Source organism: Pseudomonas sp. FSL R10-0399 (assembly GCF_009600165.1).
Classification (GTDB): domain Bacteria; phylum Pseudomonadota; class Gammaproteobacteria; order Pseudomonadales; family Pseudomonadaceae; genus Aquipseudomonas; species Aquipseudomonas helleri.
The window spans coordinates 1-26,271 of record NZ_WIWK01000086.1 but is presented as its reverse complement, the minus strand read 5'-3'; the positions used below and the strand labels follow the sequence as shown (position 1 = coordinate 26,271).

The window sequence follows — 26,271 nt, the reverse complement described above, 5'->3', positions numbered from 1 at the left end:
CACTTGCGATGCAGCATGAGCGCCAAAGGCAACTGCTACGACAATGCCTGTGCAGAGAGCTTCTTCCACAGCCTGAAGGTCGAGTGCATCCACGGCGAGCGCTTCACGAGCCGCGCCCAGATGCGTGAAACCGTGTTTGAATACGTCGAAACCGATTACAACCGCCAGCGGCGACACAGCACGCTGGGGCACATCAGCCCAGAGGCCTTCGAGGCCAGGATGTGTGCTTAAACCCGTGTCCACGGCTGCTGGGCAAGATCAGAGCTTCCTGGAGCTGCTCAGCCCCCTTTTTTGCTAGCCTGCATCGATGCCTCTTCAGCGCAAGGTGAGTCTCCCGTTTAAAGGCCAGTCATGGAGTTCTAACTGCCGGGCTTCGAAGGCTTGAAATCGTTTAGGAACTCACCGAACGCAGCTTTGAATTCAGTCACGAATTCGTTAGTGATAGTGGAAGCCTTTATGTGAGTGGGAAGGATAATACTCCAGTTGATAGAAATTGCGGGCTGTAGAGATCTGATTACAAGCGATGAGGAATATCTGTCGGCCGTGAATGGATCGACAATCGAAATTCCAAAGCCAGCTGAGACCATGCCGCAAGCTATCATCGATAAAGGCGTTTCTGCCTTTATACGTCGGATGATGCCACGATCTCTCATTATACTATCCACCATCACATGCATAACTGATGGCTTGATGAGTGAAATGAAATCCTCAGAGTCGAAGTCTTCTGGAGTTAGGTAATCCCGTTCGGCCAATCTATGGTTTATTGGTAAAACAGCAACCATTTCGCATGGAGGTAAGTCCTCCACTTTCACACCAGGCATTTGGGTGTTCTCTACAATGCCAAGGTCGCACTGGCCGCTATTGACCCAATCAAGTACAAAGTGTGAGTTCATTCCATGTAGAGACATGTTGAGGTTTGGGCGCGAACCCAGAAAACGTGCAGCGAAGGAAGGTAAGAAGCCATTTGCCAACCCTGGCAATGCGGCTACACGTAACGAACCTCCACGCCTTTCACGTAAATCACGTGCAAGGTCGAGTATGCGTTCAAGGCCTTGGAAGGATCTGTCGACCTCACGGTAGAGGGCCATGGCATCGCCTGTGGCAATGAGGCGCCCACCAGTACGCTCGAATAGGTTTAGTCGGGTCTCATGCTCAAGATCCCTAATAAGTCGGCTGATAGCAGGCTGGGTGATCCCCATAATCCCTGCCGCCGTGGACATGGATCCTCCAATGATGATTGCCCGGAACGCCTCAATTTGTCGATGCTTGAGCATGAATCTCTCCGTAAAGGCCATAATGTTTCGTTATAGAGTATGCGCGATAATGCATTTGACGGGCATCATCACACCGCATTTATTATAGGGCAAGGACGACAGAGACGTGTCATGGAGAGGTCTGCTAGCAGGCCAGGCGGTTTTACGGAAGATTTAGGAACGTGGTAAATACGAAAAACTAAAACAATTCCAATATCGGAATATTGAGGAAATCTATAATGCTAAAGAAAGTGGTCAACCTCGCCTTGCTCCTTGCAGTTGCTTCAACAGCAGTTTCCGCTGAAGAGCTGACTGGTACCCTGAAGAAAATTAAAGATACTGGTGTGGTTACGATTGGGTTCCGTGATTCATCGTTGCCGTTTTCGTATCTTGATGAGAACCAAAAGCCGGTTGGATATGCAGTCGACATTTGCCTCAAGGTCGTTGACGAACTGAAGGAAAAGCTGCAGGTTCCAAGCCTGCAGACGAAATTCAATCCTGTTACTTCAGCATCTCGAATTCCTTTGATCGCAAATGGCACTGTTGATATGGAATGCGGGTCAACCTTCAATACGGTCGAGCGCCAAAATCAGGTCGCGTTTGCAAATACGTATTTCTTAACTGCAAATAGGTTTGTATCAAAAAAATCTAGCAATCTAAATACAATTGCGGATCTGGCTGGTCAAACCGTCGTATCTACATCGGGGACTGCAAATATTCAAGAGCTGAGTATGACGAACGTCGCACGAAAGCTCGGTATCAAAATTGTTGCCGCGAATGATCATGCTGAAGCCTTTTTGATGCTCGATACTGGCCGTGCTTCAGCGTTTGTAATGGATGATATCCTGTTGGCATCGCTCGTGGCGGGTTCACGAAACCCATCGGACTACTCCATTTCCTCTGAAGCATTTTCAGCTCCTCAACCTTACGCAATCATGATCCGTCGAGGCGATCAGCAGTTTAAGGGCTTTGTGAACGAAGCCACAGCAAAGCTTTACCAAAGCACACAGATGCAAGAAATTTATAATAAATGGTTTAACCAACCTATACCCCCGCGTGGATTGAATTTGGGCGTACAGCTTAGCCCGGCACTTGCAAAAGCGTTCAAGACACCTTCCGATTCTGCCGATACGGCATCCTACCTGCCATAACACTGATTGGTCATGACTGAATAGTCATTAAAACTGTCCTTAAAGGAGGATTAGTTTATGAACTACATGTGGAATTGGTCTGTATTTCTTCAAGAGTCGCTAGATGGGTCGGGGACGTATCTCAATCTGCTTCTGATGGGGCTTCGGGTTACGATTACTACGGCTCTCTCCGCCTGGTTCCTCGCGCTTGTGTTAGGCTTGGTGGTCGGAGTTCTAAGGACATTACCATCTAAAGTAGGGCAAACCTTCGCAAGTGGCTATGTGGAACTGTTCCGAAATATCCCTTTCTTGGTGCAAATATTCCTCTGGTATTTTGTCCTTCCAGAGCTAGTGCCACAAGAGATGGGACTCTGGTTGAAAAGCCTTCCTGATGCTCCATTCTGGACGACCGTGTTTGCTCTAGGCTTCTATATGTCAGCTCGTGTAGCTGAGCAACTGCGCGCGGGCTTAGGGTCTCTGCCACGAGGTCAGAAGTTTGCAGGTACTGCGATAGGGCTAACAACCGCACAGGTTTATCGGTATGTCTTGTTACCGATGGCATTTCGAATCATATTGCCGCCGCTAACCTCTGAATTTTTGAATACCGTTAAAAATACTTCCGTTGCCCTGACGATTGGATTGTTGGAGCTCACCGCAAGAACCCGCGCGATGCAGGAATTTACTTTCCAGGTATTCGAAGCTTTCACATTGGCTACTGTTTTGTACTTAATCACAAACATCCTGGTTGCATTTGGGATGCGCGCGATTGAAAGAAAGTTGGCCATGCCAGGTTTTAGAGCGGGGAGGTGATCATGTTTCACAACTTTGATTTCGATGTCATCGCTCGCTCTCTGTCGTACCTGTTCTTGGAGGGCATGCAATTCACGTTGTTGCTGACCGTGCTGGCGACCGTTGGTGGCTTGGCTCTGGGTACGCTGCTTGCGCTAATGCGCTTGAGCTCCCACAGCACTTTGTCGGCCGCCGCTGGAGCGTACGTTAACCTGATGCGCTCACTTCCGCTGATATTGGTCATTTTCTGGTTCTACTTTCTTGTCCCATATCTAGGCGCATGGTTGATAGGCTCATCACAACCAATTGCAGTCGGTGCGTTTGCATCTGCTTTAATTACGTTCACGCTATTTGAGGCCGCCTATTTTTCGGAAATCATGAGGGCGGGAATACAGTCTGTATCACATGGACAGACAGCAGCTGGCTATGCAGTGGGACTGAATTACACGCAAGTAATGACAAATGTTGTACTGCCTCAGGCGCTTAGGAATATGGTTCCATTGATCCTAACTCAGACGATTGTTCTTTTTCAGGACACATCGCTTGTGTACGTGATCTCTTTAACCGATTTTCTCGGCGCGGCATCTAAGGTTGCGCAGCGCGACGTTCGCTTGGTGGAGATGTATGTCTTCGCTGCAGTTGTATATTTCCTCATCTCTTACGTGGCCTCACGCTTGGTCAAGCGTCTGGAAGCTCGCACAGCGATTATACGGTGATAAAAATGCCAGCTACCTCTAAACTCCAAGTTGTAAACGAAGTGTCGCAGCAGTCAGTTGGCCCGGCCATGATTCAAATTAATGGGGTCAGTAAATGGTACGGCCCGAGCTTCAAAGTGCTAACCGACTGTACAACCAGCGTCCGTAAGGGAGAAGTCGTGGTCGTTTGTGGGCCATCTGGATCTGGCAAGTCGACGCTTATCAAATGTGTTAATGCGTTAGAGCCAGTACAAGCAGGGTCTATAATCCTGGATGGGATACAGGTTACTGATAAAAAAACTAACCTGGCAAAGCTGCGTTCGCGGGTGGGAATGGTCTTCCAACACTTTGAACTTTTTCCGCATCTTCGTATTTCAGAGAACCTCTGCTTGGGGCAAGTGAAAGTGCTCGGTAGATCCCGTGATGAGGCGATGGATAAAGCTTTGAAGCTTCTTGAACGCGTGGGATTAAAAGACCATGCGAATAAGTTCCCTGGTCAGCTATCGGGTGGACAGCAGCAGCGAGTGGCGATCGCCCGGGCGTTGGTCATGGATCCGATATGTATGTTGTTTGACGAGCCTACGTCCGCTCTTGATCCTGAGATGATCAACGAAGTGTTAGATGTGATGGTCGAACTCGCCCAAGAGGGCATGACGATGATGGTTGTTACCCATGAAATGGGGTTCGCTCGGAAAGTCGCGGATCGAGTTATATTCATGGATAAAGGCCAAATTGTGGAAGATGCGAAAAAGGACGAATTTTTCGGTACACCTCGGAGCGAGCGTGCGCAACTCTTCTTGTCGAAGATTCTGTCGCACTAATCCAAGTTGGCTAAGCATGAGTTTCAGGGCCGCCTTCTATAGAAGGCGGATCCACTTCGCTCAATTTTCTTATAGAAAAATGATCTTAAATGTAAGGCTGTCAGTGGAGAGCTGTTCTATAGCCGTCTAGGCAAGCCCTAGTACACAGGGTGATGACTTCAATTTGCTACCGGGCATAACATCTTGTAATCGCACGGCTGCTTATTGGCATTTGACTGCCGTGCGAAGATGTCCAAATATTATGTCCATGCACTAAACGCTGTAGCGGTACGGGGTCAGTTTGAATTGTAAATTCGGCACCTGCGTGTGAAAACTATTACATCAACAGGTGCTCTCAATAAAAGTTGGATTAGCGATTATGATTACGCGTCGTGATAAAGCACCGATTATGCATCGCTCGGTTGAGTTCAATGGTGTTGTTTACCTGGGCGGGGTGATTGCGGATGCCACAGATGGTCTCGACATGCGAGAGCAAATGCTGCAGGTGTGTAGCAAGCTGGATAAATTGCTGTCAGTTGCAGGCAGCGACAAAACCCGACTGTTGTCGGCGAATCTGTTCATTACTGATATGAATAATAAAGCTGAAATGAACGAGGTGTGGACGTCTTGGCTGAGTTCTGATTGCTTGCCGGCACGGGCTACTATCGGCGTGTCGGATTTGGGCTCCAATGTTCTCGTTGAAGTGGTAGTAACTGCAGCCAAGTACTAATAAGGATTTTTAATAATTTCTAGCGGCATGGTTTCGCACTGCCGTCGTGAGAGCGAATTATGAGTTCGAGCGATAAACATGTTGGAGTCATAGGCGCGGGAGTCGTTGGCGTATGTACAGCGTTGATGCTTCAGCGTCGTGGATTCAAAGTTACGATCATAGATCCTAACCCTCCTGGCGAAGGAGCATCGTTTGGCAACGCAGGGTGTTTCAACGGATCATCCGTTGTACCAATGTCTATGCCAGGGATGATCAAAAACGTCCCAAGCTGGTTGCTGGATCCAATGGGGCCGCTTGCCGTTCGGTTTAATTACCTGCCTAACATAACGCCTTGGCTAGTCCGATTTCTGCTAGCAGGAAAACGTGCCAAGGTTTGGGAGCAGGCACAAGCACTCCGAAGCCTCATTGGCTCGACTGTGCCTCTGATCAAGTCATTGGCGGAGGAGGCCGGTGCTGAGCACCTCTTGCGACATGAGGGGCACCTGTATGTGTATCGTTCGGATTCAGCGCTTGCCAAAGATCGCGGTGGGTGGGAGCTCCGAAATGCCAATGGAGTCTCCACCCAGTTGCTGAATGCTGACGAACTGTATGAGTTCGATCCCAATATCTCTCGCGCCTACACCAAAGGGCTGTTGATCGCTGAAAACTCGCATACGACCAATCCTCACGAACTGGTGAACGCGATTTTCCGAAAGGTACTGGAAAATGGTGGGAGGTTCGTGTCCGCGCGGGCAACAGGCTTCATCGTTAATGACGCTACGTTGAGTGGCGTCGAAACTACCTCAGGTACTGTATCCGTTGACGCTGCAGTTGTGGCAGCCGGCGCCTATTCGAAGCCGCTCGCTGAGGCCTTGGGAGACAACATCCCCCTTGATACCGAGCGTGGATATCACATTCTGATTCGTGATCCCCACGTAGTACCTCGAATTCCGACTACGGATGCTGAGGGTAAATTCATCGCTACGCCGATGGATACGGGTCTCCGAATCGGCGGAACTGTTGAATTTGCAGGTCTTCAAGCTCCTCCAAACTGGAAGCGAGCAGACGTGCTGTATACACATGCGCGAAATCTTTTCCCTGGCCTTTCCTCGACGAGGCCAGAGAAAAATATTACGAAGTGGATGGGGTTCCGCCCTAGCATCCCCGACTCGTTACCAGTGATAGGACGTTCTCGGCGTTGCCAGCATGTGATCTATGCGTTTGGCCACGGCCATTTGGGCATGACGGGGGCTCCGATGACAGCAATGTTGGTCTCTGATCTTGTTTCAGGTGAGAAGCCAACGATTGATATTGCTCCATTTTCTCCAACCCGCTTCGCATTGTTCGGTGGAATACAGTCCCATCAGATGTATTGAAGAGACAGCCATTCGCACTCTTTTAATTTTTTGAGCTGATTTGAAAGATTGGAGACTTCTAATGAGCGATATCGAAATTGTTTCTACCAATAGCGCACCTCAACCATTGGGGCATTACAGTCAGGCGGTGAAAGGCGGTGGTTTGATTCATATCTCCGGTCAGCTTCCAATAAAAATGGGAACACAAGCCGTCAATGAGGGTACGCCCTTCGCAGAGCAGGTCGACCAGGTTTTGCAGAATTTTCTGGCAATTCTCAGCGCAGCCGGCGCTAGTCCGTCTGATGTGCTGAAAGTCACGGCTTACATAGTTGGCGTTGACCAGTGGGGAGTCTTCAACGCTGCGTTTGCTAAGGCCTTCGGGGATACTCGGCCAGCTCGCTCAGTGGTTCCAGTTCCAGAGCTACACAACGGCTTCCTCATCGAATTGGACGCCGTTGCTGTTGATCCATCCAACCAAAAATAGTCCTACTGGCGGTGGTGTAAATGATCATTCCAACAATTCAAGACATGGTTGAAGCACGGGAAAGGATCGCCCCATATATCCACAAAACTCCAGTTATTACGTCGAGCTTCATCAATGGAGTGGTGGGTGCTGAGCTTTTTTTCAAGTGCGAGAACCTGCAGAAGGCGGGAGCCTTTAAAGCTCGGGGCGCCTCTAATGCTGTATTTGGCCTTTCCGATGAGCAAGCTTCTAAAGGCGTGGCTACTCACTCCAGCGGCAATCACGGCACCTGCCTCTCTTATGCAGCAGGCCGACGCGGAATTCCCTGTACCGTGGTTATGCCCCGTACTGCGCCCCAGGCGAAAAAGGACGCAGTAAAAGGGTATGGTGGCGTTGTAGTTGAGTGTGAACCATCAACGTCATCACGCGAATCGGTCTTCGCCCAAGTCGTCTCTGAAAGCGGGGCAGAGTTTGTGCATCCTTATAACGACTGGCGGGTGATCGCTGGCCAGGCAACCTGTTCGGCGGAGCTGATTGAGCAGGTGGAAGGATTGGACTCGGTAATCGCACCAATCGGTGGCGGTGGCATGGTCTCCGGTACGTGTCTTACTCTTTCTCATCTCGCGCCACAGATCAAGATATACGCGGCTGAACCGCTGAACGCTGACGATGCGGCTCGTAGCTTTAGAGCCGGGGAAATCATTGCTGACGATGCACCTGTGACTGTTGCTGATGGTCTAAAGGTTCCGCTGAAAGATTTGACATGGCACTTTGTCCGCAATCATGTAACCGACATTCTCACCGCTACCGAAGAAGAAATCATTGATGCAATGAAACTGATTTGGAAGCGAATGAAAATTGTAGTTGAACCTAGCAGTGCTGTGCCACTTGCCGCGATTTTGAAAAACAAAGAATTATTTGCTGGTCAACGCATCGGTATCATTATCACCGGCGGTAATGTCGATCTTGATAAGCTTCCCTGGAGTTGAGGAGAAATTTAATGAGCGCCCCTGCAAATATGAATGAACTGCAAGTTGGTTACGATGTTCCCGCTTTGCCAGGAATGGATGAAAGTGAAATTCAGACGCCATGCCTGATCTTGGATTTAGATGCGCTGGAGCGCAACATCAAAAAGATGGGCGACTATGCTAAGACTCACGGAATGCGTCACCGGGCTCATGGCAAAATGCACAAGTCTGTTGATGTGCTTCGCTTGCAGATTGAGCTCGGCGGCGCTGCTGGCGTCTGCTGTCAAAAGGTTTCTGAAGCAGAGGTTTTTGCCCGCGGTGGTATTACCGATATTTTGGTAACCAATGAGGTGCGTGATCCGCTCAAAATTGATCGATTGGCCCGGTTGCCAAAATTCGGTTCTACCGTAACTGTATGCGTCGACGATATCGACAATATCGCTGACCTGTCTGCTGCTGCGAAGAAATATGGGACACAACTGGGGATCTTGGTAGAGATCGACTGTGGGGCAGGCAGGTGCGGGGTAACAACTACCAATGCAGTAGTTGAGATTGCAAAGGCTGCTGCTGCCTCTGAAAATTTGGCATTCAAAGGCATTCAAGCTTACCAGGGTGCGATGCAGCATATGGACAATTACGAGGATCGTAAGGCGAAACTCGAAAGTGCAATCGCTCAGGTAACGGAAGCGGTCGAAGCGTTGAAAGCCGAAGGCTTGGCTCCGGAATTGGTTTCTGGTGGGGGCACTGGCTCCTACTACTTTGAAAGTAACTCTGGTGTTTATAATGAACTTCAGTGTGGTAGTTACGCTTTCATGGACGCGGATTATGGGCGCATCCTAGACGTCGACGGCAAACGTATTGACCAAGGCGAATGGGAGAATGCGTTGTTCATCTTGACTAGCGTCATGTCTCACGCCAAACCACATTTGGCGGTAGTTGATGCTGGGCTTAAAGCCCAGTCGGTTGACAGTGGACTTCCCTTCGTTCACGGTCGTGATGATGTCAAGTACGTGAAGTGTAGTGATGAGCACGGAGTCGTTGAGGATCCCAAGTGTGTCCTGAAGGTGAATGAAAAGCTGAAGCTGGTTAGCGGTCACTGTGACCCAACATGCAACGTCCACGACTGGTATGTAGGTGTGCGGAACGGAAAAGTTGAGTCGCTCTGGCCAGTCTCTGCTCGTGGTAAAGCATATTAATATTTGTTGAGTGTGCGGAAGTCACTAACTCTGTGGGTGTGGTTGACGGTATTCATACATCGAGAATACAGTCGAATTTAAATTGCCCAATGGTGCCCACTTTGTTTGTGGGCATTTTTTATTCCGCACGGCTGATATTTCTTGTCTTTCAGGGGCTTAGAACAAGGAAAACAACAATGGTTCTGATTCGGCTCCACAGAAGTGGAGGGGTCTTTGACAGGTGAATCTTTCGCATGATTACATCAATTCGATGCCAATTCACTGGCTCGGAATCAATGACCATCGGCGATTTGACTTCACGCGACATGAGAACTTCCAACCCTTCGCTGAGCCTTTTAATGCCGTCAACAGTGTGAAATGACATTCGCTCATGGCTTGCCCAGCCATGCCTCAATCCAAAGAAATGACCTACGAAGACGCCTTCAGGCAGCTGAGTTTCGCGCGCCTGTGTCGAGAGCGTCGAATCGGTATGGACGGCAGAATGGTACGGCAAGCCCTGCATGAATCAGCTTGGAAGGGGGGCAGCTCGGCCAAATACTCAAAGTCCGCCACTTTTGCGTCGAGCGCACCCAAGGTCTACTGCACGGCGGGGCAGTTCATTTTTGACGTGATCAATCACGCAACACAAGAGAGCTGAGGAGGCACGTTTGTCCATGTGTTCATAGAAAGCCGTCCAGCTCGTCATGGATTAACCGCTTTGAATGTGTGGTTCATGGAGCGCTTACGCTGCAAAGCGCGCCAGAAGGATGACGCTTATGTTTGCGGTTACAGGAGCCACCAGTGCGCCCACAGTAAATACGAAAGCTGCGATAAGCATGACCTTCTTTCTCGGCCAGTTGGCAGTTAGCGCAGTCAGGACTGGTGCTGCGAAAACTGCACCTAGCGCATAAGCCGTCACTGTAGCGCCTGCGGTTTCAACGCCGACGCTTAATTCATCAGCCATAATGCTAGTCAAGCCAATGGGCACAAACTCTGCAAGCCCAAGCGCAAAAGCGCTTATTGCAAATATGTGAATCACGAAAGGCATTGTAAAACTCCGGAAAGTTAGCACGAAGGCCCGGAGCTTGAGTTATAAATAAACAGATTAAAAATCAACATTTAGCCGCACACCCATAATTTAAATTATGGGTAATGACAAAGGTCTTCAAGCCCTATCAGCTAGCCCGTTCAGAGTCGCTCACGAAATACTCGAAATAATTACTTCCCTGAGTTTCTGAGCATCAAGCATACCAGAGTAAACTTTTTGGCCAATCGCGATACTAGGCACGGCACGGATACCAATCTGCTGAGCGTATTCGAGTTCTTTGTCGTGCCGCTGGCCACGAGCTGCGGACTCCAGGATCTCCTGCAGCGATTCTGTGGGCAACCCTACAGACGCGGCCACACCTCGGATAACAGTGAATTCCCCGATGTCGAGATTCTCCTGGAAGAAAGCTTTGAGCATAGCTTCAGCGTATTCGTTTCCTAGACCGTGCTCTTTGGCATACTGCAGTACCAACAAAGGATCACGGGTGTAGGGTTGCGGTGAAACGCTGGGTAGCTTAATGGAGATGCCCATTTTTTCCGCTGCCGGATACACGTCATATTTCCAAGCTGAGGGTAGATACTCGTCCTCTGGGCGGAGGGTAGGTGTGGGATATTCGCGGAGCTCGAAAGGCATCATTTCGATCTCCACATCAAGCCCCTCAACTGCGGCCTCCAAGCTTTTTTTACCTAACAGGCAGTAAGGGCACACGAAGTCGATCCAAACCTGGATTTTTAGTTTGGAGCCCGGGGGCTGAGCACCTTCCAACATATTCATAAAACACCTCTGTAATCACGCACCTTGCGATAGCAATTTCAGCAGGCGCTGACAAGTCCTGATTTCAGTAGAAAAAACGGCACCCATGGTGAGTGAGTGCCGCTCGGCTAGTTAGCCGATAAAAACGTTAGGCGAGTTCACTGTCCTTGATGTCAGCGACCGGGCCTAGGATAGAGGGATCGAAATCAACCAGCGATACACCACGGGCGAAACGGTTAGGGAAGTCCGGATTCGCTAACGCACCTTTACCCAACGCGATGATATCTGCGCCATCTCTGATGACATCTTCGATGTGATCTACCTGGTGCAGACTACCGTTGGTGATGATCACTTGGTTAGGGGCATAGCGGCGTGCGAGCTTGACGAAGCTGTCGCCCCCCGAGGTAAACGCAGGTTTCCAAGCCTCGAATTCGGTGACGTGAATGAAGTCGACACCAGCATCTGCCAGAGAGCCAAACACCACTTCCGCACCAGCCTCACCTTCAGCCCATTTATGGAAGAAATCGTTAACCTTGCCTTGGGAGATACGGACGCCAACCGTCGCGCTGCCAACAGCCTGGCGTACGGCCTTGTAGACTTCCAGAATCAGACGAACACGGTGCTGAATGTCGCCACCCCATTTGTCAGTGCGCTGATTGGAGAAGTCAGTCAGGAACTGATCTAGCAGGTAGCCGTTTGCCCCGTGAATCTCGATGCCATCAAAGCCTGAGATTTCCAGAGCGCGCAGAGCCGATTTCGCGAAGTCATCGATAGCGTCAGCGATATCTTCATCGGTCATTGCCTTGGGAGTTTGATACTGACCGCTCCCGTAGTAGAAGCCCATTTGCTCACCCTTGGGAGTAACAGCCGATGGGCCAGCAGTGGTTTGCGAGAAGCGGTTGCCTTGACTGAGCGCTCCGGCATGCATCAATTGAGCGAAGATTTTGCCCTCATGCTTATGAACCGCGCCGGTCACTGCACGCCAAGCCTGAGCTTGCTCAACATCAGTAATACCAGGCTGGAACAGGTAGCCTTGGGCAAACTTCTGATCGGTATAAATACCTTCGGTGATGGTTAGCCCGAAGCCACCCTTCGCAAAACGCTCGTAGTACTCAACCTGACGCTGGGAGGCGAGACCTTCTTCGCTTGCACTGATGCGGGTCATCGGCGCCACTGCGAATTTGTTCTTCAGATTTACCTGACCAATATCGAAAGGTGTTAGAATCTGTTGCGTGTTGGTAGTCATCTCAAAACCTCGTCAGCTAGTATAGAAAGCTAGGTTGCTGACGAAGGTATCGCCATTACGGGGCTAGTGAAAGCCACGCCACGCGATAAGGCGGTATAACGAAATAGGATATGAATATGCAAGTTGCTGAAGTTGAAGCCTTTGTTGCGATCGCGGCTAGCAACAGCTTGTCAGGCGCCGCCAGAAGACTAGGCGTTTTGCCAATGACCATCTCCAGGAGGCTGGCCTCTCTCGAAGAAGAACTGGCGGTGAGGCTGGTTCATCGAACCACCCGGTCTGTATCACTGACACCTGAAGGCGAACTCTACCTTCCTTATGCCCAAGCAATGCTTGACGCCAACGAAGCAGCGAGGGCAGCTATCCTTAGCTGTGCTGGGGCCGCCAGTGGGCTTCTAAAGGTAACCGCCCCCACGGTGTTTGGACAGGCTGTCATCCTTCCAATGATTCCGGAGCTCCTTGAAGAGAACCCTGCTTTACGGATAGACCTGACACTGTCAGACAGCATTGTCGACATAGTTGGCCTGGGTATCGACGTAGCCATCCGGATCGCCACACTCCGCGACTCAGCCTTGGTCGCTCGACATCTGGCGCCAAACCCTCGCGTGATCTGCGCAAGCCCATCCTATCTACAGCGTAAGGGCATTCCCGGCACACTGGAGGAATTGAGGGCGCACGACTGCATAGGCCTGCACTCAATGCCCTATTGGCCACTCATGAAAGATGGCGAAAGGTGTTCGGTTAAGGCCGATGCCGCGTTCAGCGCCAACAGTGTGGAAGCTGTGCGAAGGGCTGGAAAAGTCGGGCTCGGGATTGTGATGCTCTCCTACTGGGATGTCCGCACCGACCTGGCGGACGGGAGCCTGCAGGAGATCAAGCTGGCGGACGCTGTCCCGGAAAATTTGTCCATTACAGCGCTCCTGCCCACACGGCAGCAGGTACCTTACCGAGTCAAAGCCTTCCTCGATAAACTTAGCTTGGTACTTGCCACCCCTGAGTGATGGTGAGAAGATCCTGTCGGCTCAATCATCTGCCTGCCCTAAGAAAATCGGCCCATTTGCGAACCAGGTAGTTATGTTCATCCATCACTGAGTTCCAGACACTGATACGGTTCACGCGCTGGGCATAAGAGCCACCCTCTCGGGTTTCTCCAAGCTCGATGAGGGGTTCACCATCACTCCCAAGCAACTGTTCGCTGGCTGGCTTGCCTTCATACCAGTAATCCCACTCCGCAGCCGACAAGTGATCGCGAGCTCGCAGTGGATTGGAAATGTAGAAGCCTTGTCGAGCCATCATCGCGCCTGGCCAACCTGCCAGCCACCAGTTCAGATAGGCGTAAGCCGCATCTTTTACTGCACCATCTACAGCACGAGACAACGACAAGCCGCCGAACCAGCCCCTGTAGCCCTCTTTAGGGACTGCTTGGCGATACTGAATCCCTTCGCGATGCAGTTGCATCAACGCTGGAGACCAAACACTCTCGATGTGAACGTTGGGGCCAAGCATGAGCTTGCCTGCATCACGATCATCAGACCAGAAGGCGGCAAAATGGCCTTGGCGTTGAAGCTTGATCAGCACATCAGCAAGCTGGTCAATCTCATCCAGCCGGAGGTTGGCGATGCAGTCGAACTTGGCCAGACCCTTCGCCTGGACTGCCAACGCAGCGTCCAATGCCCCGATAGCGGCATCACTCTGCAAAGCCACATGGCCGCACCAGCTGGGATCAACAAGCCACGACCAACTTTCGTTCTCGATGGCAAACCCTGGAGGAAGAAGATCTGGTCTATAGGCAAAGCTGTCCGCGTTGTGCGTGAGCGGTAGCATGCTGATGGAGTCGGTTGGGCGATTGGCCAAGCTACGATCATGCTGAACATACAAACGGTCGCAAGGCAGACTACCGCCCGCCAGCTCATCGTCAGCGTGAAGTCTGCCCCGCTTGGCCAGATCATTGATCTCATCCCACAACGCGACTCGCCTGATATCGATGGGTTGGATAGCGCCGGCAGGCCAGACAAAATCCATGCTATGAAACCACTGATCGTAAAGGTCGTAGCTTTCGGGGTGCATCAACGCAATGCGCTGAACCGTTTGCACGTCGTGGATTTGGTATTCAACCCGGATGCCCAGCTCTTGCTCCGCTCGTAAGCGAATGGATTCCAGCAAGGTGACAGAGGTACCCAGTACTCTCAACGTGACAGGGCCGCTCATGCAGCACGCCCAAGACTATTCAAGAAGGCTTCAAACGATCTACGCAGAAGCTTGGTGTCCAGATCACGCACGATGATTACCAAACGGGATCGACGCAGTCCATCAGGCCAGCTGCTGAGGTGAACTGGCGAATGAAGGCAGTGCTGCACACCGTGAATCACGATAGGTTGCTCAGAGTCGATCACGTTCAAGATCCCCTTGACCCGCAGAATTCGTTCTCCGTGGCATCTTAACAGCATCGAAAGCCAGACCCCGAAGGCAAGCCAATCCAGAGGCTCCTCGTACTCAAGTGCACAGACTTGTGCGCCACCGTGCTGAGGTTGCTTGGTGGGTGCAAAAAGTTGCCACTTCGCGACCTCCTCGTCGGGCTCCAGGCTTTTGAGCCCTTCACCAAGAAGCTGCTCATCACCTTCCACCACTGTACTTGCCAACTCTATCGAAGCAGATGGGTTGAGGGTCTGCAGGTGTTCCAATAACTGATCAAGCATTGCTGCGCTAACCAGATCCGCCTTACTCACTAGAAGCCGATCAGCAGCTGTCACCTGGCCCAACCACTCGGGATGAATCCGCTCCTGAAGAGAGGCATGCAGCGCGTCGACAACCGTCACCATCAGACCTACGTGATACCGACCTCGCAATTGGGGATCCCGCTGCAAAGTTGCAAGAATCGGTGCAGGATCGGCAAGTCCGGTCGTTTCTAAAAGCACTCGACGGAAAGCAGGGATCTCCCCGCGACTTCGCTTGTCATGCAGATCGATGAGCGCTTGCTTGAGATCCCCACGCACGGAACAGCAGACGCACCCACTTGGCAGCAGAACCGTGTTGGGAGCGATTTCCTGCACAAGTAAATTGTCGATCCCAACCTCGCCAAATTCATTGATGAGCAGAGCCGTCTCGCCCATGTCTTCGTTGGCAAGAACTCGCTGCAACAAAGTGGTTTTCCCGCTTCCTAGAAAACCTGTCAGGACATTGATCTGAAGGCTCATGCCGGCGTCTCCAAGTGATCGAGAATTCTCGGATCAAGGGGATCAAGCTTGCGCCCTAGAATCTCCTCGGCTGTCTGCCAAAGCTGTTCCAAACCTGAGGCAACACCCTGTTTCCCCGTAGGCCCCTGAACCAGATAAGAAGCGCCCTGGACGTCACTGACTTTGAGCCTGAAGGGTGCTACCACCTGATTAATCGAGGCGATTCGACGCAAGCGCTCGCGGCGAGCGGGAAGGCTTGTGTCTATAGGATCGCTCCAGTGAACGTCCTCACCGATCAGGCCACAAAGTCCACACATAGCTCACCTCAAGGCATTACATCGCCCGAATTCGGGTTAAGGGTTTGGCCAACGAACAAGTTTCCGCCAGGCTCAGAGGCAAGCAACACCGCGATCGGGGCCACCTCTTCAACCTTGCCGAATCGGCCCAATGGCAACTCCTTAGCCTTGGCAGCCTTCCACTCCTGACTGATCCCTTCAACGAGCGGGGTTTCAATCGGCCCTGGAGCTACGCAATTCACAAGGACGTTGTCCTTGCTCACCTCCAACGCCAGAGACTTGGTGAAGCCGATCACCCCTGCTTTGGCTGCAGCATAGTGAGTCAGTTGAGCACCACCTTTGATTCCGAGCTGAGAGGCGATGTTGATGATGCGACCCCATTGTTGTTCCAGCATATGAGGTAGAGCACGCTGGCTTGCCACGAACACGCTGGTTAGATCCACTCGCAGCATCTCATCCCACATTTCCTGGGTGAGATCCACGCACGAAGCCTGAGTCAGCATACCGGCATTATTCACCAGAATATCGATGCCGCCGAGGGCGTCAACGCAGGCATCTACACCAGCTTGAGCGCCCTCCCTGCTGCCTACATCAGCAACACATTCGATCACCAAGATGCCACGGTCACGACAGTGGTTCGCAACGATAGCCAGGCGGTCGGAGTCTCGATCGCATAACACGAGCTTGGCACCTGCCTCAGCATACGCATAGGCGATCGCCGCACCGATACCGCTGCCCGCTCCGGTAATGACCGCACGTCGGTTTTGCAATGGCTTCATTCTTATTCTCCTCGCAGCCGCAAGGAGACCTTGCGGCGTTGTAATTTTTACTCAGGCCAGCGCACGGTCAGACCGCCGTCGATGATGATGCTCTGTCCAGTGATGTAACTTGACTCTCGACCGGTCAAGTAGCAAACCAGGTCAGCGACCTCGCTTGCTCGACCGACCCGACCCAGAGGAATCGCGCTGCCTGCTTTAGCCAGACCATCCGCCCCTAGCGAATTCCTGCTGTCCAGCGATTGAGGGGTTTCGATCAAGCCAGGGATGATGGTGTTGCAACGGATGCCTTTGGACGCAAACTCCACCGCAAGAGAACGGCAGAGCCCCGGAAGTCCCGCCTTGGCTGCTGCGTAATGAGAATGATCTTGCCATCCGTAGACACCACCAGCGATCGACGAAATCGCGACCATGGCTCCACCTTCAACGATGTAACGGCTCGCGCTTCGGAAGGTGCGCATCACGCCAGTAAGGTCGACATTCAGCATTTCATTCCACTGCTCATCCGACATCTGCAGCAGCGGGGCTTTACGCAAAAGCCCAGCGTTCGCGACGGCATAGTCGAGTCGACCAAACCGTTCGACAGCGGCTGCGGCAAGCGCGTCCATGGAGGCGCTATTTGTTACGTCCATCGCCATCATAAGGCACTCGCCGCCTGCCTCTTCCACGAGTCGCTGAGTTTGAGATGGATCATGTGAGTCAGCTGCCAGGTAGCCGCCCACCACGCGTACACCTTTCTTCGCGTACGCAACTGCAACCGCTTGGCCAATGCCACTGGCAGCCCCGGTGACCAACGCTACGGGTTGAGACATAGGTACATTCCTTCTTATTTGACTGAATGGGGTTCAACGTGCCGGGCTGCAAACATGATCAAGCCCGAAAGGAAGCAAGGCAGCGCCCCAAACCAGAGGGCCGCGCTATGCCATTCACCACCGGTTGACAGCACGCTGGTGATCCCCAGCCCAGCGACAATAGCGCCGATAGGGCCCATGGCATGGACGATTGCGCCCCCCGTTGCACGGATACTGGTAGGGAAGCTTTCACCCATGAAGAACAACATTGCGGAGTACGGGCCGGTAAGGAAGAAGAGGCCCAAGCTGTACAAGGCGATGACAGTGATCAGATCACTTGGCGCTTGGATCATGGCGAAGAATGCCAATCCACCACACATCCAACCGAGAGCAACAGTATTGCGACGTCCAATCCGATCGCCCAGCCAACCGTGAACGAGATAGCCAATGAAACCCACCAGGTTGGACAGGACAAGGATCCACAATGAGTTCTGGAACGACAGCTTGTGAACGCTCACGATGACTGAGGTGCCCAGAACGCTGAAGACTTGAATGGCCGACCAGTTGAGGAGAATCGCCAAGCTCAGAACCAATGTGGGTCGCAGTGCTGCGCCACGAAATGCTGCAGCAACGCCTGCTTTGGCATGCTCGTCATAGTCGACGTGGTACTCACGGGCCAGGCTGCGCGCTGCGGACTCGTCTCCCGCCTTGCGCAATTGGTTGATCCGCTGATGCACCTGGAACTGAGGGCTTTCTTTAAGTTTGCGAGCCAGGATCGCCACAATCAGCGCCGGTACCGCAGCAAAGATGAAGCAACCCTGCCAGCCAATGTGGGGCAGCAGCAGCGCAGTAAGGCCTGCGGCAATCAAAGCACCTACCGGCCAACCACTTTGCACCAGGCTGTAGACAAACCCCCGGCGCTTGATCAGCTTTGGATCGGTCGAGGCCGCATATACCTCGGTAAGGTATGTCGCGTTGACACCTTCCTCGGCATAACCCAAGCCAGCGCCTGAGCGAACCGCAATCAAAGGCCCTTTACCCATCCCGGCACATACTGCAGTGAGTGCTGAGCACAGCGCGGTACCACCGATGGTGAAGATAATTCCTCCGCGTCGACCGATCTTATCCACAAGAGGGCCTACGACGAACGCGACGACTGCGCCGCCAACCGCTACCCACGTGGCGATTTCCGCCTGTTCAGTTTCGCTCCAAGTGAAATGCCCGCCCATGACCGGCAGCAGGGTGCCAAATAAGATGAAATCGTAAACTGCAAAAACCCAAGCGAAGAAAGCAATCCAAGTCGCGTATTTGACATCTTTGGATTCCAGCTGTATGGGCTTCCATGCACCAGACTCAGTGACTGGAGTAGTCGTGGTGGCTTGCGTAGTGGTCATATCGGCACTTCTCTTGTTTTTTTCATGCACTTATAAACTTGCTAACCGAGGCGTCTTATTCAACGCTTGCGCGGTTGGCGCCGGATGAAGTCGTCAGCGATTTCGTCCATAGTGACGAATTTCACGCCTTCATGACTTTTCATGTGCTCAATAAAGCGTTCAAGCATGAGCAATACTTGAGGTCGACCAGAAACATCAGGGTGAATTGTGATGGGGAATACCGCGTAGTCATTTTCACGATAAATCCAGTCGAATTGATCACGCCACATCTCTTCCAAGTGGCGTGGATTTACAAATCCGTGGCTGTTAGGAGACTTCTTGATAAACATCATCGGAGGAAGGTCGTCCAGATACCAGTTTGCCGGAATTTCAACCAAGTCAGTCTCTTCACCCCGAACCAGCGGTTTCATCCAGGTATCAGGATGTTGGCTGTAATCAATCTTGCTCCAGCTATCCTTCACCCGAACGTAATAAGGGTGGAAGTCGTTGTGCATCAAGCTATGGTCGTACTTGATGCCCTTCTTCAGGAGCAGCTCATTAGTGACATTGCTGAACTCCCACCAAGGTGCCACGTATCCGGTAGGCCGCTTGCCAGAGAGCTTAGTGATGACTTCAATCGACTTGTCCAGGACGATCTCTTCCTGTTCAGGCGTCATCGCGATCGGGTTCTCATGGCTGTAACCATGAATCCCAATTTCATGGCCTGCCCGAACCACAGCTTTCATTTGCTCGGGAAAGGTTTCCACCGAGTGGCCAGGGATGAACCACGTTGTACGCAGGTCATATTTTTCAAAAAGCTTCAAGAGTCTTGGGGAACCAACTTCACCAGCAAAAAGACCACGGGAAATATCGTCAGGCGAATCCTCCCCACCATAGGAGCCGAGCCAACCTGCTACCGCATCGACATCAACGCCAATTGATACAAAAATTTCTTTCGCCATGATCTACACCTCTTTGTTATTCAAATAATTGCAGGAAAAAAATTGCCCGCCCTTCGGACAGCCTGCTACTTCTCGCCTCGAACATAAGGCTCGATTGCAAGGGCAGCTCGGAGCAGATCCTCATCATTTCCACTAAAACTTGAAAGAAGGAGGCTCGTGGGAAGCCCCGCTTCCCCTGTTCCACTTGGCAATGCAACGCTAGGCATGTCCAACATGCTGCCAGGCATCGTCAGCCTCAAAGTTGCCAAGTTTGTGGCAACAAAAAGGTTGGCGTCTTCTTCGAGCGGTGCCAGAAGCGGAGCTACGTGACCTACCGTCGGGGTCACCAGGAATGCGCCATCCAACTCACCCACGATCTGTGCTTTCAGTGCCTCGGCAGCTTGGTACAAGCGAACCTGCTTACTGGCTGGAAACGCTCGCGCGGCCTCAAGCCGCTTACGAACACGCGGGTCTAGCTGCTCAGCATCCGGGCTATCCAAAAGCTCTTGGTGGAGGGCGAAAGCTTCGGCCCCCCCAAGCCACCCGATCTGCTCAATGGCATCCAATGCTTTGTGAAATGCCTTGACCTTTTTTTGCTCGACCACTGCTCCTGCAGAGGCCAATCGCTCAAGCGCCGCGAGAAGGTTTGTGCTGACCTCAGGCTGAATGCGCGAATCACTGAGCAGATCGACATCTACACACAGTTTCAGCCCAGCAATGGCAAAACCCGTAGTGTCCAGCGGCATGCCATCCTGATCACCGAGCAGGAGGTTATCGAGAACGATGGCATCCCGAACGCTATTGGTAATAGGCCCCAGCGAATCAAGAGAACTCGCAAGAGGGGTGACGCCGTCAAACGAGTAACGCTTTGCACTGCTTCGGTAACCCACAAGACCATTGAAGGCAGCTGGCACTCGAATGGAGCCTGCAGTGTCAGTTGACATACCGATCGGAGCGACCCCCTGCGCAACAGCTACAGCCGAACCGGAGGACGATCCTCCTGGTGCACGTACTTCGCCGGCAAAGCGGATATTGGTTGGCGTTCCGAAGTGGGGATTGAGGCCCAGGCCCGAGTAAGCCAGTTCGCTGAGGTTGGTCTTTCCGATACTCACCATCCCCGCCCGGCTAAGTGCTGTGGCCAGTGAGCAATCACGCAATGCAGGTTGGTCGTGCAAACGCACTTTTGCACCAGCGGTCGTCACGCAGCCAGCCAGATCGTAAAGGTCTTTCCAGGCTACCGGTACGCCATCGAAAGGAGACAAGGGTTGGCCTGCCTGCCAACGTGCCTTGGCAGCAACCGCTTCGCGCAGCGCTCGCTCCTCACACATGGTGATGAATGCTGCGGGAATCTGCTCCGCCCCCCGAAGCGCTTCCTTGAGGGCCGCTACTGGGTCGGTTGTTCCATCGGCGAATCGCTGGGCCAAGGAATGGGCATCGGCAAGCATGGCACACCTCTAAAATGTACATTTCCCAAATACGTACATTTCACAAAGCATCGACCGTGCCAAGTTTTATCGGGAAATGATCAGCAAGCACGAAATGGTTCTAGAGCTGGGGGAAGATAGGTCATACATCATCGTAGGCATTCTTCTGGCTCGAAAAATGTATGTTTTAAGAAATGATTCATTTTGGGTTTTTCGGTAACAGTGCGCCCCAAAATCGTTCATAGAAGTGTTACCGGTGTTCGATCACATCTCACCTCGCTTGTGAGAAACTTACCCACCACGCTTCATGAGAACCGTTTGATGTCTGCTACACAGCCACTGGAAGACCGTCCAGCTTCACGCTACGAGACAATCCGCAATACGCTGCGCGATGCGATCCTCGGCGGGCAGACAGTTCCCGGCCTCGTGTTGGTAGAGGGGCCGTTAGCTGAGCTATTCGGCACAAGCCGCGTGCCGGTTCGTCATGCCCTCAATCTGCTCCATGAAGAAGGCCTCATCCGCCGATTCGATGGCCGGGGCTTCCTCATTGACCCGGAGGGCACCACCGAAACCCCTCTGCGAGTCCCCCTCACGCGCAAGCTCTTGGGTTTAGAGCCGCAGGAAGACCTCATCGATTATCGTCCGCTGGGTGAGCGCATTTACGATCACCTCGCTCAGGCGGTGATCCGCTTCATGGTCTTTGGCCATTACCGAATCGATGAGCAGTGCGCAGCTGAAGAGCTAAACGTCAGCCGGAACGTAGTCAGGGAAGCTTTGATGCGGCTGCGGGACAAAGGCCTGGTAGAAAAAGAGCCCTACTCGCAGTGGCTAGCAGGGCCATTGACTGCCCAGGCCGTGAAGCAAGACTACGAATTACGGATGCTGCTTGAACCTGATGCCCTGCGCCAAGGCGTCGAGCATGTGTCTCGCAGTGATCTTGAAGCGATGTTGGGCCGGGTGATTAGGGCTCAAGAAGCAGGTCGCCGTGTTCAGCGAGCAGACATAGAACAGCTTGAGCAGGATCTGCATGTGACCTGCATAGCGGGGGTGAGCAATACCCGTATGGCAGCAGTCATTCGCCAATGCCAGATCCCCATGAATGTTGGACGCGTCCTGCATGAAGCACTGCAGTCCAGCAACGACGAAGCGATGCTGGTGGAACATCGTTTGATCTTCGAAGCTCTCCTATATGGAACGGTTGAAACAGCATGTTCATGCCTGCGTGATCACTTATCCAAAGCCCGTGAGCGCACACTCCAAAGACTCAAGGTGCTCTCAGTCCTTCCAGAGCCTGAGGTACCTAGCTACCTGGAAAGACTTGCCTGACTAAGAAACCCAGTTTAACGGGGTCGGCCCCAGAGCATTAAAGAGATGGACTAATAATCAAGCTTCAACGAGTTCACTGGTTATTACAGCACCAGGCATCATCTGGGACAGTCCAGCCACCAGGTCGTCTGCAGCTGCTATCAATGCCTCGATCGGCATCTCAGGCAGACTTTCAAGGATGAACCACATTTGCTTGGCATGAGCATCCAGGCGGGTTCGAACACCTTGCCGCCAGTTCCAACGACGGCAGGTTACACCCCGGTCATCGCGCCAGATAACCTCACCAGCATCCGGCGGCTCATTTGCAAGCTCGCCACTTTTGAAGGTGTCGAACTCTTCGCTCCCATCAGCGATGGTCAACCGCGGCATGCCAACATAAGCAGCAAAGTTTTCTCCGCCCACCGGAATGGCATATTGAATGCTGATGGCGTTGTAGAGGTCTACAACCGGGTCAATGGTAGGCAGCTTACCGTCTTCTTCACCCGCTTGAGCAAAGCTTCTGCCGAACACGGAGTACGCTGTGGCTTCACACCAAATTTGCGGAAAGCATCTCCCCACGCTGCCAAGTGAGCTTCAGCCCAAGTTGCGGTACCCGCCTCGACCACCTGATACGCACGCTCCATCGCTTGAGCTGCAACATCAGGATTGACGATAGGAGCCGCCTCAACGACAACACTGATGGCCCGGAAGCCCGGTGCTATTTCAGCAACCCTAGGGTCAATTGACGGATGTACAGAAAGCATTAGAGAATCTCCCAAACTGACCAATTTAGTGCATTTTACTGACCGATGACCAAAAAAGTCAATATATCGACCGATCCGAGCGACCACGTCCAGCAGGTAAGCGAAGCCATAGCCATGCGCCTCAGAGAGGTGCGAAAGAAGCAAAAATTGTCGCTGGATGAGCTAGCACGCCGATCCGGCGTGAGCAAAGGAATGGTAGTTGAGATCGAAAACTGCAATGCCAACCCTAGCATCGCCATCCTGTGCAAGATTTCTGCTGCACTAGGGCTGTCCGTTGCGGATGTGGTGGACGTCGCCGGCACTCCAGCCGCCCGCCTCATCGAGGCAGCGGAGATCCCTACGCTCTGGAATGGGCCTGAAGGCGGAACAGCTCGCCTACTGGCAGGAACCAGTGGGCCCAATATGATTGAGCTCTGGAAATGGGAAATCAAACCTGGGGAGTTTTTCGAGTCTAGCGGCCATCCTGCCGGCACCTTCGAACTGTTTCATGTCGAACAAGGCACCTTGAGGCTGGAAATTGGCGAGACGGCACTCATCATTCAAAAGGACTGCTCAGCCATTGCGAAAACAGATGCCCCCCACCAATACATCAATGGCGGAAAGGACGATCTGATCTTCACCATGACCGTAGCTGAGCTTCATCAGTGACATCGTTTAGGTAAAAAAAGCCTCCCGGGTAGGGAGGCAGAGAGGGTTACCTACGAAGATCAGGTATTCGGGAGATTGCATGAGGTCTTCCGAATGCAGTTCAGTTGCTGAAGGTATCTTCCAGCGCTGCCGAGATATCCTTGATCAGGTCATCCGCATCTTCGAGACCAATCGAAAGGCGCAGGTGATCATACTCAAGGAAATCTTTGGGATAGTGTGTTGCCGCTGACCGAAAACTGACCCAGTGGGGATGCGGACAAAAACTTGGACTGGTTATGCCGCTAAGCCCAGGCTTTCACGATACTCAATGGGACTGAGCGCGCCGAGGGAAATCTTTATACGTTTTTCGTTGTACCAGCGAATGTATGAATCCAAGGCCTGAATGAACTGCTCGATGCTCGTTGACTGCCAGTTGCGAGGATAGAACAGTTCCGTTTTCAGTCGGCCGAAGAAACCTTCACAAGCCGCGTTGTCTGGTGAGCAGCCTTTGCGCGACATCGAACGAATCAGCTTCGCATCAGCGATGCGCGATAACCAGCCGGGCCAGCGGTAGTGAGCGCCACGATCGGAGTGAACAACAGGCCGTTTATCGTTACTGGCCACCGTTTCGATAGCTGCATCCAGCATCGTGTTCACAAGCTCGGCGTCGGGACGCGTGCCGATCGACCAACTGATTACCTTCCCATCGAAGCAGTCGATCATGGGGGACAGGTACACCTTGCCTGCCGGGATCTGGAACTCCGAGATGTCGGTCAGCCATTTCTCATTCGGAGCTAGGGCCGTGAAGTCGCGGTTGAGGAGGTTTTCCGGCGCCGGACTGATCTCCCCGAGGTAGGAACCGTATCGACGCCGTTTCGGCTTGGCGACGACTAGGCACTCCTGCTTCATCAAGCGCTGCACCACCTTCTCTGAAAGGCGCACACGCTGCCTGCTCAACGAAGCTCGCATCCGACGGTAGCCATAGCAACGATGATTGCGCTCGAATATGTCCGCCATGGCACGACGCACTTCGGTGTACTTTTCCGCGACCTGCATTCGGGCTCGATGATAGAAATAGGAGCTTCGGGCCAAGCCCAACGCGTCAAGCAGCTCTAGCAAGGAGTACCTATGCCTAAGGGCATCAGCCAGCAATGTCTTCTCCCGATTGGTCAGGACTTGCCGGTTGATGCCCGTCTCTTTTTTTATGAGTTCATTCGCCCTCATCAACAGGTCATGTTCAAGCTGCAAACGGCGAACATCGAGCTGGAGAGATTCGAGTTGCCGCTGCAACTCCTCTCGTTCCGGTGACGATGAGGGTTCAAGTCGACACTTCATGGATGGGGATACCTCTGGGCCGAGTAGCTGGTTTTTCCAGTTGTACAAGGTCGGCCTGCACACGCCCAGCTTTTGAGCCAGGGCTTTCGCACTTTCTTTTCGCGTGCACAGCGCGATGACCGCTGCCTGCTTCACCGCTGGCGGCCGGGCTAACCCGTCTGATCGACTGACAACACGCGTATGCAACTCGGGGTGCATTTCGTAAATCCAGGCACGCAAAGAATCCCGCGCGGGGTAGCCCAACGCCTTGATGGTAGCGGCGATGTTGCGACCGTATTCGAGATAGTGCTCGACAGCCTTTTCCCTTTGGGCCGGTGAGTACTTCGACTTCGAGTTCTCGTAGCAACGCGGCAGGTCGAGGCATCGCTCATACTCTGCGTGCCAGCTCTTCAAAGAGTTCTTCGTCGGGTAGCCCAACTGACGAATAGTTGCCCCGGTTCGCTTGCCCAGTTTGATGTAGAGCTTGACCGCTCGGATACGGTCTTCGTATGAATACATGAACTACCTCCAGGTAGTCCAAGATTTCCGCCGCATCCCCAGTTTCGCCCGTTGTGCTGACTGAAAACTGACCCAGGTGTTCCACTGCACCTGCTCAATTTTTGAGCAGGAGAACACAGGGTGATCAGCATGGAAATGATGGGCAAAATTCGGCGGATGTATTTCCGCGACAAGCTGTCGTTGCATGAGATAGCCAAGCGCACCGGACTGTCGCGCAACACCATCCGAAAATGGGTAAGAGCGTCGGAGTCCAAGCAGCCGGTTTATCAACGTCGAGCCGTGTTCAACAAGCTCAGTCCCTTTCACGACCTTCTGGAACAGGCGCTGCGGGCTGATGCCTTGAGGGCCAAGCAGCATCGCCGCAGCGCCAAGGCGCTGCTGGCCATGATCCGCGCTGAAGGCTATGACGGCGGCTACAGCCAGCTCACTGCCTTCGTTCGTCATTGGCGCGGAGAGCAAGGCAAGGTGGTACGGGCATTTGTGCCGTTGGCGTTCGCGTTGGGCGAGGCCTTCCAGTTCGATTGGAGCGAGGAAGGCCTGCTGATTGGCGGTGTTTTCCGACGTGTCCAGGTCGCGCACATGAAGCT

General features: G+C 52.7%; 26 protein-coding genes and 2 pseudogenes. 14 read left to right on the top strand and 14 right to left on the bottom strand.

Annotated elements, in window-relative coordinates; translation table 11 throughout:
* A partial coding sequence (locus GHO41_RS21160) for an IS3 family transposase (protein ID WP_153434578.1) occupies positions 1-231 on the top strand: 231 nt, incomplete at its 5' end.
* A 128-nt stretch (positions 232-359) separates the two neighbouring features.
* Here the strand turns inward: GHO41_RS21160 and GHO41_RS21155 are convergent.
* Positions 360-1,274 (bottom strand): LysR substrate-binding domain-containing protein, encoded by a 915-nt coding sequence (locus GHO41_RS21155; protein WP_153434577.1) that lies wholly within the window; start codon positions 1,272-1,274, stop codon positions 360-362.
* 218 nt (positions 1,275-1,492) lie between these two features.
* Here GHO41_RS21155 and GHO41_RS21150 point away from each other — a divergent pair, with 218 nt between their 5' ends.
* The 9 genes from GHO41_RS21150 (at position 1,493) to bhcC (ending at position 9,358) form a co-directional block, all read left to right on the top strand.
* Positions 1,493-2,404: an amino acid ABC transporter substrate-binding protein gene (locus GHO41_RS21150; protein WP_153434576.1), complete on the top strand. Its 912-nt coding sequence runs from the start codon at positions 1,493-1,495 to the stop codon at positions 2,402-2,404.
* A 57-nt stretch (positions 2,405-2,461) separates the two neighbouring features.
* The gene (locus GHO41_RS21145; protein ID WP_153434575.1) at positions 2,462-3,193 is read left to right on the top strand and encodes an amino acid ABC transporter permease; all 732 of its coding nucleotides are present in this window, start codon (positions 2,462-2,464) and stop codon (positions 3,191-3,193) included.
* Positions 3,194-3,195: 2 nt separating this feature from the next.
* A complete protein-coding gene (locus tag GHO41_RS21140; protein ID WP_153434574.1) occupies positions 3,196-3,888 on the top strand; it encodes an amino acid ABC transporter permease in 693 nt (230 codons plus the stop codon).
* Between the two features lie 68 nt (positions 3,889-3,956).
* Positions 3,957-4,688, top strand: a complete 732-nt coding sequence (locus tag GHO41_RS21135) for an amino acid ABC transporter ATP-binding protein (RefSeq protein WP_153434580.1) — start codon at positions 3,957-3,959, stop codon at positions 4,686-4,688.
* A gap of 358 nt (positions 4,689-5,046) precedes the next feature.
* Positions 5,047-5,397, top strand: coding sequence for a RidA family protein (locus tag GHO41_RS21130; RefSeq protein ID WP_153434573.1), 351 nt, complete (start codon positions 5,047-5,049; stop codon positions 5,395-5,397).
* Positions 5,398-5,456: 59 nt separating this feature from the next.
* Positions 5,457-6,752: an FAD-binding oxidoreductase gene (locus tag GHO41_RS21125; RefSeq protein ID WP_153434572.1), complete on the top strand. Its 1,296-nt coding sequence runs from the start codon at positions 5,457-5,459 to the stop codon at positions 6,750-6,752.
* A 61-nt stretch (positions 6,753-6,813) separates the two neighbouring features.
* Positions 6,814-7,215 carry a RidA family protein gene (locus tag GHO41_RS21120; protein WP_153434571.1) on the top strand — a complete coding sequence of 134 codons (402 nt, stop codon included), beginning with the start codon at positions 6,814-6,816 and terminating at the stop codon, positions 7,213-7,215.
* Between the two features lie 20 nt (positions 7,216-7,235).
* Positions 7,236-8,183: a beta-hydroxyaspartate dehydratase BhcB gene (gene bhcB, locus GHO41_RS21115; RefSeq protein ID WP_153434570.1), complete on the top strand. Its 948-nt coding sequence runs from the start codon at positions 7,236-7,238 to the stop codon at positions 8,181-8,183.
* 11 nt (positions 8,184-8,194) lie between these two features.
* Entirely contained in the window at positions 8,195-9,358 is a 1,164-nt protein-coding gene (gene bhcC / locus GHO41_RS21110) for a 3-hydroxy-D-aspartate aldolase BhcC (protein ID WP_153434569.1), read from the top strand.
* Between the two features lie 721 nt (positions 9,359-10,079).
* On the opposite strand, the gene GHO41_RS21105 is transcribed toward bhcC, so the two are convergent.
* From GHO41_RS21105 to GHO41_RS21095, 3 genes are all read right to left on the bottom strand, one after another.
* Entirely contained in the window at positions 10,080-10,385 is a 306-nt protein-coding gene (locus tag GHO41_RS21105; protein ID WP_153434568.1) for an MFS transporter, read from the bottom strand.
* A 150-nt stretch (positions 10,386-10,535) separates the two neighbouring features.
* Entirely contained in the window at positions 10,536-11,159 is a 624-nt protein-coding gene (locus tag GHO41_RS21100) for a DsbA family protein (RefSeq protein WP_153434567.1), read from the bottom strand.
* 127 nt (positions 11,160-11,286) lie between these two features.
* On the bottom strand, positions 11,287-12,384 hold the full coding sequence (locus GHO41_RS21095) for an NADH:flavin oxidoreductase (protein WP_153434566.1): 1,098 nt from the start codon (positions 12,382-12,384) through the stop codon (positions 11,287-11,289).
* A 116-nt stretch (positions 12,385-12,500) separates the two neighbouring features.
* Here GHO41_RS21095 and GHO41_RS21090 point away from each other — a divergent pair, with 116 nt between their 5' ends.
* Complete coding sequence (locus tag GHO41_RS21090; protein WP_153434579.1) at positions 12,501-13,382, top strand: LysR family transcriptional regulator; 882 nt, start codon at positions 12,501-12,503, stop codon at positions 13,380-13,382.
* Positions 13,383-13,407: 25 nt separating this feature from the next.
* Here GHO41_RS21090 and GHO41_RS21085 read toward each other — a convergent pair whose 3' ends face one another.
* From GHO41_RS21085 to GHO41_RS21055, 8 genes are all read right to left on the bottom strand, one after another.
* Positions 13,408-14,589 carry a PotD/PotF family extracellular solute-binding protein gene (locus tag GHO41_RS21085; protein ID WP_153434565.1) on the bottom strand — a complete coding sequence of 394 codons (1,182 nt, stop codon included), beginning with the start codon at positions 14,587-14,589 and terminating at the stop codon, positions 13,408-13,410.
* Positions 14,586-15,575: a GTP-binding protein gene (locus GHO41_RS21080; RefSeq protein ID WP_153434564.1), complete on the bottom strand. Its 990-nt coding sequence runs from the start codon at positions 15,573-15,575 to the stop codon at positions 14,586-14,588. The genes GHO41_RS21085 and GHO41_RS21080 overlap by 4 nt, the downstream gene beginning before the upstream one ends.
* Positions 15,572-15,871: a hypothetical protein gene (locus tag GHO41_RS29875; protein WP_178126554.1), complete on the bottom strand. Its 300-nt coding sequence runs from the start codon at positions 15,869-15,871 to the stop codon at positions 15,572-15,574. The genes GHO41_RS21080 and GHO41_RS29875 overlap by 4 nt, the downstream gene beginning before the upstream one ends.
* Before the next feature lie 8 nt (positions 15,872-15,879).
* Entirely contained in the window at positions 15,880-16,629 is a 750-nt protein-coding gene (locus tag GHO41_RS21075; RefSeq protein ID WP_153434563.1) for an SDR family NAD(P)-dependent oxidoreductase, read from the bottom strand.
* Between the two features lie 47 nt (positions 16,630-16,676).
* Positions 16,677-17,438, bottom strand: a complete 762-nt coding sequence (locus GHO41_RS21070) for an SDR family NAD(P)-dependent oxidoreductase (protein WP_153434562.1) — start codon at positions 17,436-17,438, stop codon at positions 16,677-16,679.
* 14 nt (positions 17,439-17,452) lie between these two features.
* A complete protein-coding gene (locus tag GHO41_RS21065; RefSeq protein WP_153434561.1) occupies positions 17,453-18,811 on the bottom strand; it encodes an MFS transporter in 1,359 nt (452 codons plus the stop codon).
* Between the two features lie 59 nt (positions 18,812-18,870).
* Complete coding sequence (locus tag GHO41_RS21060; RefSeq protein ID WP_153434560.1) at positions 18,871-19,752, bottom strand: polysaccharide deacetylase; 882 nt, start codon at positions 19,750-19,752, stop codon at positions 18,871-18,873.
* A gap of 65 nt (positions 19,753-19,817) precedes the next feature.
* Positions 19,818-21,176, bottom strand: a complete 1,359-nt coding sequence (locus GHO41_RS21055; protein ID WP_153434559.1) for an amidase — start codon at positions 21,174-21,176, stop codon at positions 19,818-19,820.
* A gap of 300 nt (positions 21,177-21,476) precedes the next feature.
* Between GHO41_RS21055 and GHO41_RS21050 the strand changes: the two genes are divergently transcribed.
* Positions 21,477-22,481, top strand: a complete 1,005-nt coding sequence (locus GHO41_RS21050; RefSeq protein WP_153434558.1) for a GntR family transcriptional regulator — start codon at positions 21,477-21,479, stop codon at positions 22,479-22,481.
* Between the two features lie 57 nt (positions 22,482-22,538).
* Here GHO41_RS21050 and GHO41_RS21045 read toward each other — a convergent pair.
* A pseudogene (locus GHO41_RS21045) lies at positions 22,539-23,224 on the bottom strand (B3/4 domain-containing protein).
* Between the two features lie 45 nt (positions 23,225-23,269).
* Here GHO41_RS21045 and GHO41_RS21040 point away from each other — a divergent pair.
* Complete coding sequence (locus GHO41_RS21040) at positions 23,270-23,872, top strand: helix-turn-helix domain-containing protein (RefSeq protein ID WP_153434557.1); 603 nt, start codon at positions 23,270-23,272, stop codon at positions 23,870-23,872.
* A gap of 273 nt (positions 23,873-24,145) precedes the next feature.
* On the opposite strand, the gene GHO41_RS21030 is transcribed toward GHO41_RS21040, so the two are convergent.
* The gene (locus GHO41_RS21030) at positions 24,146-25,684 is read right to left on the bottom strand and encodes an IS3 family transposase (protein WP_039615185.1); all 1,539 of its coding nucleotides are present in this window, start codon (positions 25,682-25,684) and stop codon (positions 24,146-24,148) included.
* A gap of 138 nt (positions 25,685-25,822) precedes the next feature.
* Here GHO41_RS21030 and GHO41_RS21025 point away from each other — a divergent pair.
* Positions 25,823-26,271, top strand: a pseudogene (locus GHO41_RS21025) (IS21 family transposase); the annotation flags it as partial.